18 protein-coding genes are annotated in these 12,118 nt (G+C 66.5%); 12 read left to right on the top strand and 6 right to left on the bottom strand.

Annotated features, from left to right (window positions below; all coding sequences use genetic code 11):
- Positions 1-6 precede the first annotated feature (6 nt).
- Together MPARV_RS0113660 and MPARV_RS0113655 are read left to right on the top strand one after the other, a co-directional pair.
- Positions 7-285 carry a type II toxin-antitoxin system Phd/YefM family antitoxin gene (locus MPARV_RS0113660; protein WP_020378668.1) on the top strand — a complete coding sequence of 93 codons (279 nt, stop codon included), beginning with the start codon at positions 7-9 and terminating at the stop codon, positions 283-285.
- Positions 286-294: 9 nt separating this feature from the next.
- On the top strand, positions 295-717 hold the full coding sequence (locus MPARV_RS0113655; protein WP_020378667.1) for a type II toxin-antitoxin system VapC family toxin: 423 nt from the start codon (positions 295-297) through the stop codon (positions 715-717).
- A gap of 37 nt (positions 718-754) precedes the next feature.
- On the opposite strand, the gene MPARV_RS0113650 is transcribed toward MPARV_RS0113655, so the two are convergent.
- Positions 755-1,429 carry a biliverdin-producing heme oxygenase gene (locus MPARV_RS0113650; RefSeq protein ID WP_020378666.1) on the bottom strand — a complete coding sequence of 225 codons (675 nt, stop codon included), beginning with the start codon at positions 1,427-1,429 and terminating at the stop codon, positions 755-757.
- A complete protein-coding gene (locus MPARV_RS22885) occupies positions 1,426-2,721 on the bottom strand; it encodes a hypothetical protein (protein WP_020378665.1) in 1,296 nt (431 codons plus the stop codon). Before MPARV_RS22885 ends, MPARV_RS0113650 begins: the two co-directional genes overlap by 4 nt.
- On the opposite strand from MPARV_RS22885, the gene MPARV_RS0113640 reads away from it, so the two are divergent.
- Both MPARV_RS0113640 and MPARV_RS0113635 read left to right on the top strand, forming a co-directional pair.
- Positions 2,699-2,956, top strand: a complete 258-nt coding sequence (locus tag MPARV_RS0113640; RefSeq protein ID WP_157789634.1) for a hypothetical protein — start codon at positions 2,699-2,701, stop codon at positions 2,954-2,956. The genes MPARV_RS22885 and MPARV_RS0113640 overlap by 23 nt on opposite strands.
- A gap of 241 nt (positions 2,957-3,197) precedes the next feature.
- Positions 3,198-4,100 carry a TIGR03560 family F420-dependent LLM class oxidoreductase gene (locus tag MPARV_RS0113635; RefSeq protein WP_031278612.1) on the top strand — a complete coding sequence of 301 codons (903 nt, stop codon included), beginning with the start codon at positions 3,198-3,200 and terminating at the stop codon, positions 4,098-4,100.
- Positions 4,101-4,127: 27 nt separating this feature from the next.
- Here MPARV_RS0113635 and MPARV_RS0113630 read toward each other — a convergent pair whose 3' ends face one another.
- Together MPARV_RS0113630 and MPARV_RS0113625 are read right to left on the bottom strand one after the other, a co-directional pair.
- Entirely contained in the window at positions 4,128-4,469 is a 342-nt protein-coding gene (locus MPARV_RS0113630; protein ID WP_012231146.1) for a type II toxin-antitoxin system PemK/MazF family toxin, read from the bottom strand.
- Positions 4,456-4,692, bottom strand: coding sequence for a hypothetical protein (locus MPARV_RS0113625; protein WP_157789633.1), 237 nt, complete (start codon positions 4,690-4,692; stop codon positions 4,456-4,458). Before MPARV_RS0113625 ends, MPARV_RS0113630 begins: the two co-directional genes overlap by 14 nt.
- Positions 4,693-4,844: 152 nt before the next feature.
- Here MPARV_RS0113625 and MPARV_RS21430 point away from each other — a divergent pair, with 152 nt between their 5' ends.
- Positions 4,845-5,351 (top strand): LOG family protein, encoded by a 507-nt coding sequence (locus tag MPARV_RS21430; protein ID WP_020378661.1) that lies wholly within the window; start codon positions 4,845-4,847, stop codon positions 5,349-5,351.
- Positions 5,352-5,360: 9 nt separating this feature from the next.
- On the opposite strand, the gene MPARV_RS21425 is transcribed toward MPARV_RS21430, so the two are convergent.
- A complete protein-coding gene (locus MPARV_RS21425) occupies positions 5,361-5,801 on the bottom strand; it encodes a helix-turn-helix domain-containing protein (RefSeq protein WP_020378660.1) in 441 nt (146 codons plus the stop codon).
- A gap of 493 nt (positions 5,802-6,294) precedes the next feature.
- The gene (locus tag MPARV_RS26265; protein ID WP_238538873.1) at positions 6,295-6,783 is read right to left on the bottom strand and encodes a heme oxygenase-like domain-containing protein; all 489 of its coding nucleotides are present in this window, start codon (positions 6,781-6,783) and stop codon (positions 6,295-6,297) included.
- A gap of 506 nt (positions 6,784-7,289) precedes the next feature.
- Here MPARV_RS26265 and MPARV_RS22880 point away from each other — a divergent pair.
- The 7 genes from MPARV_RS22880 to MPARV_RS0113565 all read left to right on the top strand — a co-directional run bounded on the left by MPARV_RS22880 (position 7,290) and on the right by MPARV_RS0113565 (position 11,925).
- Complete coding sequence (locus MPARV_RS22880) at positions 7,290-8,168, top strand: phosphotransferase (RefSeq protein WP_157789632.1); 879 nt, start codon at positions 7,290-7,292, stop codon at positions 8,166-8,168.
- A 489-nt stretch (positions 8,169-8,657) separates the two neighbouring features.
- A complete protein-coding gene (locus tag MPARV_RS0113590; protein WP_012231160.1) occupies positions 8,658-9,257 on the top strand; it encodes an LOG family protein in 600 nt (199 codons plus the stop codon).
- 157 nt (positions 9,258-9,414) lie between these two features.
- Positions 9,415-9,783, top strand: coding sequence for a hypothetical protein (locus tag MPARV_RS0113585; RefSeq protein ID WP_012228119.1), 369 nt, complete (start codon positions 9,415-9,417; stop codon positions 9,781-9,783).
- Between the two features lie 10 nt (positions 9,784-9,793).
- Positions 9,794-10,201, top strand: coding sequence for a PaaI family thioesterase (locus MPARV_RS0113580; protein WP_020378654.1), 408 nt, complete (start codon positions 9,794-9,796; stop codon positions 10,199-10,201).
- Between the two features lie 9 nt (positions 10,202-10,210).
- The gene (locus tag MPARV_RS0113575) at positions 10,211-10,723 is read left to right on the top strand and encodes a nuclear transport factor 2 family protein (RefSeq protein WP_020378653.1); all 513 of its coding nucleotides are present in this window, start codon (positions 10,211-10,213) and stop codon (positions 10,721-10,723) included.
- Positions 10,724-10,745: 22 nt separating this feature from the next.
- Positions 10,746-11,414 carry a DUF6636 domain-containing protein gene (locus MPARV_RS22875; RefSeq protein ID WP_020378652.1) on the top strand — a complete coding sequence of 223 codons (669 nt, stop codon included), beginning with the start codon at positions 10,746-10,748 and terminating at the stop codon, positions 11,412-11,414.
- Positions 11,415-11,592: 178 nt separating this feature from the next.
- A complete protein-coding gene (locus MPARV_RS0113565) occupies positions 11,593-11,925 on the top strand; it encodes a TfoX/Sxy family protein (RefSeq protein ID WP_012228109.1) in 333 nt (110 codons plus the stop codon).
- Positions 11,926-12,118 lie beyond the last annotated feature (193 nt).

Genomic DNA, 12,118 nt, shown 5'->3' with positions numbered 1-12,118 from the left:
CTAGGCATGGATGTAGCCACACGGCGGGTCGAGGTCGGCGTCCGAGACCTGAAGAACAACCTCAGCCGGCACCTGGCCAGCGTGAAGGACGGCGCCGAGATCACGGTCACCGAGCATGGTCGGCCCGTGGCACGTCTCATCGCTATCGACGCGTCAACCGACCGCTTGGCTCAGCTGATCGAGGCCGGTGTGGTTCGGCCGCCCCGCACGACCGTCCGATCTGTACCGGAGCCGATCAACCCAGCGGGCACGATCAGCGACCTCGTGGCAGACCAGCGACGCTGAGCCACAGCAGTGACCACCTACGTCGACACGTCGACCCTCATCAAGCTCATGGCCACCGAAGCTGGCTCCGCCGTTGCGACGACCATCTGGACGTCCGCACCCTCACTGGCGGCCGTGAGCCTGATCGAGGTTGAGGCCGTCGCAGCGCTCGCTGCGGCGCACCGCCAGGCTCGGCTCACTGACGACGAGCTGGCCGACGCCCACCTACTCCTCGACCAATTGCTCGGTCAGGTTGGCATCGTTGAGGTAGACGCCAACCTCATCGGGTCGGCCCGTGAATTGGCGACGCGTCACGCCTTGAGAGGCTACGACGCCGTGCACTTGGCCGCCGCTACGTTGGTCGGCGCAGACGTGTTCACCAGTGCGGACAGCGTCCTCTGCGCGGCTGCAGCCAATGAAGGCATGCTCGTCGCCAACCCCCTCGACCGGTGACGGCACATGGGGTTGGCGACGCAGCGTCACCGGCTTGCTAGAGCTCAGCCAGCTCGTCGAACACCTTCGAGTGATGAAGGTACGCAGCCTTGGCCTCGTCGACGAAGGCCTGCCGCTCCTCGGCCGACCAGTCCAGCGCATCCAGGTTGTCCCGGTAGCGCTGCTTCCAAGCGCCCGGGCCGACGATGTCTGGGAAGTCGAAGACCGACGCTCCCCCGTCCGGGGTGAGGCCATAGATCTCGCGGATGCGCTTGCCGACGAAGAAGCCGCCCGACAGGTCGCCCAAATAGCGGATGTAGTGATGGGCCAGCAACCGTGGCGCCGAGTAGTTCGGGTCGTTCGCCGCCGCCTCGATGTCGCCCAGGTACGTCCGGGTGGCGGGCAGGACGGTGGACGGTGCCTGCGCACCTGACGCGTCCAGCTCGAGTTCGAGCCAGTCCAAGTCGGTCTCGATCGCCTGAAGACGCTCAAGCCCAGGGTCGTGGAACGCCCCCATCACGTCGCCGTGGCGGTCATCGTTGACGATTCCTTCGAGTAGCTCGTAGACGGCCCGCAGCTGTTGGAGATAGCCGACGTAACCGGCGAGGGGCACGTCACCACCCATGAGCGCCACGATGAAGGCGGAGTTCTCCGCTTCGGTGTGCTCGGTGGCTGTCGCCTCCCGCACATGGGAGGAGAGGCTTTCGGGGATGGTTGCTGTTGATTCGGTCATGAGTTCCTCACTCGTCGTGACAGGACTCGGCCGGAGATTCCGGCCAGGATCAGGGCCGCTGCGGCGAACACCAGCAACCGGGCTGAGGCGCCGGTCGACGCCAGCGTCGTCGGGCTGGAGCCGCTGGACACCGCGCCGAGTTGCGTAGCGCCGGCCACCTTCGGGGCAACGGCGGTCGCAGCGTTTGGCGTGGCAAAAGCCGCGGCGTTCGGCGTGACCGTCAGGGTGGTCACCGGCGTGCCGCCGGCACCCGCACCGGGGATGCTGATCGTCGACACGGGCTGTTCCGACTCGGCCGGATCCTGCCCGGCCCAGCTGACCGGAACCCGGGCGTCGGCCGAACGGTCGGCGCTCGCCGTGTGGTCGGCCTTGGTGACGACCGCACAGCGAACCTCCAGGCAGTCGACGAACTCGTCGGCCGCAACCACGTTCAGGTCCACCTCAAAGGTGCCGTCGGGACCGAAGGGCTCGGCCAGATCGACGCCGTAGGCGGGCGGGTTGGAGGAGATCCATACCGAGCCGCCTCCGTCGGCGTCCGTCCCGGGGCCTCCGCCTCCCAGGCACGGCGCCGGGGTCACGCCGGGCCCGTTGTCGACGCACAACGCAACGTAGATGCCCAACTTGGGGTCGTAGCCGGAACCGGTCACCTTCACCGTGTCACCATCGGGGTCCAGCCCGGTGGCCGGATCGACGGTGAGCGACTGACCGGATGCACCCTTGGTGGTGCGGGGTTCACGCACGAGCGGCGCACTCGTCGCCGGAGGGTTCCCGGGCTTGGGGGCGGCGCTGGTGGGCATCGTTGAGCCGCCGCCCGGCTCGGTGGTGGGTGCTGTCGTCGGGACCGGCTGCTCGGTCTTGGTTGGATCCTGCCCGGCCCAGCTGACCGGCACCCGAGCGTCAGCCGAGCGGTTGGCGCTCGCCGTGTGGTCGGCCTTGGTCACCACTGCGCAGCGAACCTCCAAGCAGTCGACGTAGTCGTCGGCCGCCGCCAACTCGAGATCAACCTCAAAGGTCCCGTTCGGTCCGAACGGCTCGGCAAGGCCAGCTGCGTACGAGGGCGGATTGGACGAGATCCACACCGATGAGGCTGCGTCAGGTCCACCGCCGCCGACGCACGGTTCCGGGGTGACACCGGGCCCGTTGTCGACGCACAACGCAACGTAGATGCCCAACTTGGGTTCGTAGCCGGAACCGGTCACCTTCGTCGTGTCGCCCTCGGGGCTGAGCCCAGTGGCGGGGTCGGCCGACAGCGACTGACCGGATGCGCCGGTGGCGCTGCGCGCTTCGCGCACCAGCGGGTCGATCGTGGTCGGCGGGGCCGTGCTCGTCGTGCTCGACGGCGGTGTTGTCGTCGACGTGGTGGTGGAGGAGGAGGAGGTGGTCGTCGACGGCAGGGTTGTCGACGGCGGGGTTGTCGACGGCGGGTTTGTCGTCGACGTTGTGGTGGTCGTCGTCGTGGTGGGATTGGAGAACGTGATCGGGGTGAAGGTCTCCTGGTCGGCATTGACCGCACCAGACCCGGCGTAGGTCACGATGCCGTACTCACCAACACTCCCCGAAACCGGAGCAACCTCAAGATCAACGGTGAACGACCCATCCGCAGCAATCGTCACGAAATCCGGACTGGTTCCAGCCGGATCCAAGATCGCCCGCTGAGCCGCCGGCAACGCCCATACCTGCTTGATCACCCGACGAGCCGAACCCGGCGCACCAGCCGAGGGCGCCCACGGCTGATCGAACGGGGCATCTCGACCGTAGGGTGGCCCTCATGCGCTTTGGCTTCTGGATCGGCAACGGACACCGATGGGACGAGATCCTTCGCAGCGGCGTGAGGGCAGAAGAGACCGGCTGGGACGGACTGTGGTTCGCTGATCACTTCATGCCGGGCATGGGCGCCGACGACGGACCCATCCACGAGGTGTGGACCGCCATCTCGGCACTCGCCCAGGCCACCGACCGGGTGCGCCTCGGTCCGCTGGTGTGTGGCAACACCTACCGAAATCCGGCGGTGCTGCTGAAGCAGGCGGTCACCGCCGACCACATCTCAAATGGCCGCATGGTGTTGGGGCTTGGCGCCGGGTGGCAGGAGAACGAGCATCGGGCCTACGGCATCGAGTATGGCTCGTTCACCGACCGGTTCGACAAGCTGGAGGAGTCGCTTCGGGTCATCGCCGCCCTCCGCAGCGGCGAGCGGGCGACGTTCGACGGCGACCACTACCGGCTGGAGGACGCACCGCTTGCGCCGCAGCCGGTCGGACAGCTGCCGATCCTGCTCGGCGGAGGTGGCGAGAAAAAGACCCTGCGCATGGTGGCCGAGTACGCCGACGAGTGGAACGTGTGGTCCACGCCGGAGGTGATGGTGCACAAGTCCGCTGTGCTCGGCGAGCACTGCGAACGCCTCAGGCGGGACCCGGCCGAGATCGAGCGATCGTCGGTGGCGCTGTTGTTCCTCGTCGACACCGATGCCGAGGCCGACAAGCTGCGGGTCCACGACTTTGGCCGTCCGTCGCTGATCGGCACGCCAGGCCAGCTCCAGGAACAGCTGGCCGCCTACGCCGAGGCAGGCGTCGACGAGTTGATCATCCCGGACTTCACCCTGGGCGGCGGCGCTGAGCAGGACGAGACGCTCGACCGATTCCTCGCCGAGGTGGCGGCGCCGTTCCGATTGTAGAACGAGGCGGGGAAAACCGGCGGTCTCTCATGGCTGATCGAGCAGCGTGCCGATATTGAAGGACACCTGGTCCATCACTTCCCAGCCGACCGCCCCCAACCGGTGCACGAGCCGCTGCCCGTTGACGGATCGAAGCATCTCGCACTGGATGTAGCTGGTGTCCTCGAGACCGGTCATCTCGGATGCTTCCACCTCCACATGCGATGCCACCAAGCGACGCGTCGTCGTCAACGGCATGACGAAGACGACCGGAAACGAACGCCCGAACGTGTCCGGCGGACCAACCACCAGGGCCGGTCGAACCGATGACGGCTCCGCCGGGTAGGGCTCGCCGAAGTCCACCAGCCAGAGTTCGCTAATCGATGCCATCTGAAACCGAGGTGGTCTCGAACTCTCCGAGGTAGTCACGCCACGCGACGGGATCTCGCCGGAGCACCTCGAAGTCCCGGGTGACCTGGGCGGCGAAGCGCTTGCGGCGCAGTGCCTCAGCCGCTTCGTCGACGGTGTCGGTCAGCGAGTCGCCGGCGGCTTTGCTCATCTCGATCAACCGGGCGTGAGTTTCGGCTTTAACTCGAATTGTGGTCGTCCCCATGGGCTGAGTCTACATTTTGCATGCACGGATGACCACGACATTCACCCACCTGTTGCGGGCTGATGCGGGTGACAGAATCTGCCCATGGCAGTCGACGCAGCGAAACATTTGCGTGTTCTGCGGGTCGAGATCCGGCGTTCCGGACGGCAGCGGTGGCCCTCGGTTCTGCGATCGTGGACGCCGGTCACCGGCTGGTGTTTGGGGGAGGCCACGTGGGCCTGATGGGCGTCGTGGCCGACGAGGTGTTGGCGCGTGACGGCGAGATCATCGGCGTGATGACCGAGCAACTCGTTGGCCTGGAAGTGGCCCACCAGGGGCTGACCGAGTTGGACGTCCAGCCCACGACGCATCGGCGCAAGGCCCGCATGGCCGAACTGGCGGACGGCGTGGTCGTCCTGACCGGTGGATTCGGCACGCTCGACGAGGCGTTCGAGTTGCTGACATGGAACCAGCTGGGACTCATCTCGGTGCCGATCGTGTTCCTCGACGTCGACGGGTTCTTCGCGCCGTTGTTCGACTTCATTGCGGGGTCGGCTGCGGCCGGGTTCATGAAGGACCACCACGGGACGCTGGCCCAGCACACCGACAATGCCGAGGCTGCCGTGCGTCTCGCCTCCCGCAACGCCCCCGCCTTCACACCCAAGTGGGTCGATCGCTAGCCGCCCCGCTCACGAGTCCTGTCGGGTGGTGCGAGCCAGGTAGGCGGACGGCGACGTCCCCAGGTGCCGACGGAAATCCCGCGTCAGGTGGGCCTGGTCTGAATAGCCAAGCTCGGCTGCGATCGCCGCCCAGCCTCGCCAGCCATTTCCGTCGTCGCTGGCCCGACGGGCCGCCTCGGCGGCTTCGATGATGCGCCAGCGGCGAATGACGAACGACGGGCCGGCCCCGACGTGAAAGTCGAAGAGGCGCTGAAGGGTGCGGACGCTGGCGCCGGCAGCGGAGGCCAACTGCTCAACCCGGCAGACGCTGCGGTCATGCTCGGCCAGCGCGGCGACCGCCACCACCTCCTGCGCCTCGGCGATCATCGCCGGATCCCGGCAGGCGATGAGGGATCCCAGCCCCTCCCGCAGCGCGTCGGTTCGTGGTTCGGTGTCATCGATCTTCGCCACCCGGGCAACCCGTCAACAAAGTTCAGCTCGGCATCGGCCGCCGTCTTCGCCGAAGCGTCGAGGAGCACGCCCAACCCGCCCACGGTCGTGCGTCGGCTGGGCCCACACCCTCTGCCGCTGGTTCCAACTCGACCTCCTCAAAGACACCGAGTTCGAACAAGCCCACCCAAAAAAGCTGAGGCGCTGCCGCTTCGGGACCCCAGCAATCCTCCGCGTCCGCAACCGGCAAACCTGGACTCTCTGGCCCAAACACTGGCCATGGAACCCGCACCTCCGCACCGCCGGACGACGCCTCCGCACCATGAACACCCCCACACCACTCCAGATCTGACCACCAGCCGCCCCGAGCAACCAGCCACCCGCCCGAACACCCGGCCGGGCTATCTCACCGACCCCACACACCAATCCGAACAACCGTCACCACACCGGACAGACGGCCGGCAACACCCGAGACCTGCCCCGAGCACCCCACCGCCCCCGGAGGCACTCCCTGTCACACCAAAACAGCCTTCAGACCGCCACCACCAGTGAAACGTGCCGGATCGAACTTAGAGCTCAGCCAGCTCGTCGAACACCTTCGAGTGATGGAGGTACGCAGTCTTGGCCTCGTCGACGAAGGCCTGCTGCTCCTCGGCCGACCACTCCAACGCATCCAGGTTGTCCCGATATCGCTGCTCCAAGCGCCCGGGCCGACGATCTCCGGGAAATCGAAGACCGACGCTCCCCCCTCCGGGGTGAGACCATAGATCTCTCGGATGCGCTTGCCGACGAAGAACCCGCCCGACAGGTCGCCCAGGTACGTCCGGGTGGCGGGCAGGACGGTGGCCGATGCCTGCGCATCTGACGCGTCCAGCTCAAGTTCGAGCCAGTCCAAGTCGGTCTTGAGTCCCAGGCCGAGCACAAAGAGGATCTCGGTGACGCCGCCGTCCAGGCTGACGTCGAGTCCTTGCTTTGCCCGAGGGTCACGCCCGCTTCGCCGCACCCCGCCACCAACATAGCGGCACCCAGCAGGATTCCGACGAGCGTCGGCCTTCTCAGACCGGACCGGTTGGCTCGGCGGCTCATGGTGCCGGCGCCCGCCCCTCCGAGCAGCGCGACACCCCTGGCGGCGACGACTCCCCAACCCCAGCCACCCGAACCGCCGTCATCGGATGACACGGTGATCTTCGGTTCCTCGGAGCGTTCGGGTGCTGTCGTTGTCGTCGGCTTCACGCTGGTCGTCGTCGCCTTCGGCTTGGCCATGGTTGTGGACCCCGTCGGACACTCGGGCCCCACCCTGGCAGCGCTGAGAAGATGGTCGGCTTACATCGCCTGTTTACTCAATCAAACCCTTATGTCAGGTGCTCCTACCCCTTCAATTGCTGGGTCAGAGTCCGGACAAGCAGGGCCCACCCATTGAGGCGGGTGTTGACGTCCGATGGAGCTGTTCCGGTCTGCCGTCGATGGCCCACTGAGGGATTGCCGGCCGCCACCGGTAGCGTGGGGCGCGTGTCAGGAGAGACCAACGATCCGGGCGAGGACGCCAACAGTCAACCTGGTTCACCCCGCGACGAGTCACGCTTCGCCCACCCCTCGATGGGCCATGCGCTCGACGAGGAGATCCTGTCCGGCGGCCGGGTCAACGCCGGCGACGTCCGGCGAGTGGGCGGCACGATCACCCGACCGGTCGGCCCCCACACCCCCGGCGTCCATGCCTTCCTCCGCCACCTGGAAGCCGAGGGATTTGAAGGGTCACCCCGGGCGCTCGGTGTCGACGACTTCGATCGGGAAGTACTGACCTATCTGCCCGGAGAGGTCAGCCAGGATTTCACTCCATCCTGGCTGGCCGACGATGACGTGCTCGAACGGGTGTGTCGTCTCCACCGGGACCTTCAACACGCCGCCGTTGGATTCACCTGGCCTGACGGCATTCCATCGGCCGTGCCGTACCTCGTCAAGGGTTGCGAAGGAACACTCGTGTGCCACAACGATCTGTCGGTGGAGAACATAGTCATGTCGGGCACCACCCCGGTGGGCATCATCGACTTTGACTATGCAGCACCGGTCGACCGGCTCTTCGACTTGGCCTACGCCGCTCGCCACTGGGTGCCATTCCGCGCCACCGGCGGTCTCGATCCTGCCATTCAAGGCATCGATCAGATCGAGCGCTTTGCCCGCCTCGTCGACGTGCACCGTCTGACCCGCGCCGAACGGGCGCGTCTGGTCGCGATTGCCGGGTTACTCCTGGACCGGCTGCTCACCGTCATCAAGGAACGCGCCGATGCCGGCATCGGCGGGTTCGGCGCCATGTGGTCTGCCGGATATGCCGAGAGCAACCGGGCCGACCACCGGTGGCTCACCGAACATGCCCATCGCCTGATCGGCTGAGCAAGCGACCGCCGAAACGTCCGGCCGAAGGTCCACGCCGCTGTGGCCCTGTAGCCGCAATGGACGGCGCCTGTTCCCTTCCCGACCCCGAGCCTGGCCGCCAGCTACGAGGCCCGCACCTCTGGGTCCATGGCGCCATGAACATCAGGCAAGCAACGAAGCTGTGTCCCAGCCTCATCGAAGAGATCCAACGGCGCGGCCTCCGCTGCTGGGGTCCACAGACGCCAACCTGTCACCCGCCGACACGGTTCAACAGAGCCTGCCGTTCATTGGTCGCTCCCAGGTGGAACTCGACCTCACCGTGGATGCCGTATGCGATCGCTACGGCTCAGGCTCGATCGGCCGGGCCACCCTGCTCGGTCGATCGAGCGGCTTGAGGCGCCGATCCTCCCCGATCCGGGAGGAGCAGAACCCACCCGGCAGCACCGGCCGTGATGCCCGTGCCGGCCCGACGGCGACGCCCCAAGGGGGCCATGCCAAACTCGGGTCGTGCAGTCGACGGCGAAGAACATCTGCGTGTTCTGCGGATCGAGCACCGGCAACGATCCGTCCTACCTCCGCGCCGCAGCGGCCCTGGGTGAGGCGATCGCGCAGTGCGGCCATCGGCTGATCTTCGGCGGAGGTCACGTCGGGTTGATGGGGGTGGTGGCCGATGCAGTGATGCGTGGCGGCAGCGAAGCCATCGGCGTCATGACCGAGCAACTCGTCGAACGCGAGGTGGCTCACCAGGGCCTCACCGAACTGGATGTCCAGCCGACCATGCATCGACGCAAGGCCCGCATGGCCGAGCTGGCCGACGGCGTCGTCGTGCTCCCTGGCGGCTTCGGCACCCTCGATGAGGCGTTCGAACTGTTGACGTGGAACCAGTTGGGGTTGGTGTCGGCTCCGGTGGTGTTCCTCGACGTCAACGAGTTCTTCAGGCCACTGTTCGAGTTCATCGCCCACTCGGCCGCCACCGGTTTTGTGAAGGCTCACCAAGAAGCGTTTGCCCAGCGCACCAACAACCCGGAGACCGCCGTCAGGCTGGCCACTGGCCATGCCCCCGGGCAACATCTCCAAGCGGATGGAAACCGGGTACCCCAGAGCTGACGGTAAGGACGGCGGGCAGAGCACATCAGCTACGCCTCCACCTCACACGGTGCGGGACATCTTCAAGCGGTGACCGCACGGGTACTCACCCTGGAACCTGGAGCGAACGCAGCCTGGCTGTGGCCGGGGCGCACAGGCCGTGGATCACCGTTTCTTGATGGCACCCGACGTCATGGTGATCACCGAGACCCGCACCACGTTCGCGGAACGAGGCGGCCACACGTTGTGGAGCGAGCCGCCCAGGACCACCCGCCACGACGCCGACGAGCGGACCGTACTGTTGTCGAGGCGTCCGTTCACGGAGGTCGACCGGGTGGGCGCACCGGGCCTGGAGGCTGCATTCACGCCCCTGAGCATCGTGACCGGCGGGACTCCGGAGGGAGCCGCCCGGCCGGGCATCGACCACATTGCGCTCAGCCGACACCTTCGCCCCGAACGGGTGTGGGGCAGGCCCAACGACGTCGCTGGACACCGCTTGTCAGACCACGACGGCTCCGGGGCGGACATCATCGCAGTCACGACATAGGGTCCGCCGAATGAACGCCGATGAGGTCAACACCATGCTCGCGGAGCACTTCCCGGGTGCGGGCGCCAACTGCGCCGAGCTTGGCGCCACCTACGCAGTCGCCTCAACCGAGCTTGGTGAGCTGTCGATCCGACCCGGCGGCTACGTATCGGGCCCCACCCAGTTCGCCATTGCTGATGCCGCCCTCTGGTACGTCACGTTCGTGGCCATTGGCCGGATCGAGCCGATGGCGCTCACCTCCGAGTTGTCGATCCGCTTCCTCCGCCCGGCCCAGGGCAAGCGCATCTGGGCACGGGCCGACCTGGCGACCGCCACCCGCCGATCGGTGGTCGGTTCGGTGTCGGTGTGGATGGACGACCACTCCGACCGTCCAACCGCCGTGGCCCAGGGAACCTACGTTTTGCCTCGCCCCGAGTAGACCATCGGCATGGACATCCCACCACTCGACCGTCTGCTGGCATGCGACGAGATCCGCAACCTGGTGGCCCGGTACGCCATCGCCACCGACGCCCGGGATCTCGACACGCTGGTCAGCCTGTTCGTGGACGACGTCAACGTCGGCCGTCTCGGCACCGGCCGTGATGCGCTGCGAGCCAGCTTCGATCAGGCCCTGCGGGGCATTGGTCGATCGTTCCTCTTCGTCGGCACGCAGACCATCGACCTGAGCGACGCCGACCACGCCACCGGGCAGGTGTACTGCAAGGCCGAGATCCAGGACGGCGACCGCTGGATCCACCAAGCCATCCTGTATGGAGACGCCTACGAACGGCGGAACGGTCGCTGGTACTTCGTGCGCCGGATCCACGAGTTGTTCTACGGCGCCGAGGTGGGGGTGAACCCGCTGATGCTTCCTCCCGCCAACTGGCCAAAGAGTCACGACGGCCTGGGCACCCGACCGGAGGCCTGGAACACCTGGCGCGAGTTCTGGTCGGACGGCTGATCGCACTCTATGGTTCAGATATATGGGACGATCAACGATCAGCGTCAAACTCCTCCTGATTCTGACCGTGGGGGGTGTCTGCCTGACCGGCTACGGTCAGGCCACCTCGACGAGCACTGCCAAGGCTGCTGATTCGACCACCAACAACAGCACGACCACAGCACCAACCACGACTGCGATCCCAGCGCCCGCGACCGAGCCCCCTCCGCCGACCACACCCCCGACGGCCACCGCCCCGAAGCCGACCGCAGCGGCCGCGACCGAGCCCCCTCCGCCCACCACACCCCCGCCGGCAGCGCCAGAGCCTCCCAAGGCTCCCCAGGCAGGGCCGGAGTACTTCTTCGACTCCTACGGCTCGCGCTATGCCGCATTCAAATCGCCGAGCGGCGGAATCACCTGCGACATCCACAACGACGCCGCCGACTGCATCGTTGTTGAGAACTCCTGGAACGACATACCGCCAGACGAAGGCTGCGACGCAACCTGGGGATTGTCGGTCGCAGTGTCTGACGGCGAGGGGATTTTCACCTGCCGTGGAGACGCAACCGCACAAGGCCCGGTGCTCCCCTATGGGTACGAGATTGAATTCGGACCCTTCCTCTGCCACAGCAAGGAGACCGGGGTCACGTGCGATAACCAAGAGACCGGCCACGGTTTCAAGGTCAACCGGGCATCGTTCGACCTGTACTGACAGCGATGCCCAGATCCTTGGACGGCCATAAGGGGAGCGAAACCCAGCACCAGATGACCTCAGTCGAGGTCTGAGGGCCGGATCATCTCCGGGGACCACCCCTCCAGTACCGCCCCAGTCTCACCCCTCACAGAAATGCCAGGAGAACCGCGAGAACTGCCGTCGTTAGTGTGACTCAATGGCCTACGACGAGCAGCTCGCCGACCGAATCCGAGAGCTGGTTGAGGATGAGCCCGAGCTGACCGAGCGCAAGATGTTCGGGGGCCTGGCCTTTCTGGTCGGCGGCAATATGGCCGTGGCAGCCGGAGGAAAGGGCGCCATGATGGTTCGGGCGGGAGCCGAGCGCGCCGACGACCTACTCGACCAGCCAGGCGCAAGCATCGTCGTGATGCAGGACCGACCGATGACCGGCTGGATCGAGATCAAAACAGAGCACCTCGCCACCATCGATCGGCTCAGATTCTGGGTGGAGGTGGGCGTCGGCTTCGCCCGCACCCTCCCCGCCAAATAGCCCGCCCCGTGGGGGTTTGACCCTCAGCTGGTTGGGCGTAGTTGGTACTCCCGAATGACCTTCGGACCGAGACCGGTCACCAGGTTGCCCCATCGGCTCCAATGCATCCGCCATTCCAACACGAGCCGATGTGCCGTGCGTGGTGGTTCACCAGAATGAACGATCCGTCAAGGATTCGGACACGAGCTTCTGT

Source organism: Candidatus Microthrix parvicella Bio17-1, assembly GCF_000299415.1.
In the GTDB taxonomy this organism is placed as follows: domain Bacteria; phylum Actinomycetota; class Acidimicrobiia; order Acidimicrobiales; family Microtrichaceae; genus Microthrix; species Microthrix parvicella.
Note: the sequence above shows the minus strand (reverse complement) of the source record. Positions and strands in the feature narration are given on the sequence as shown.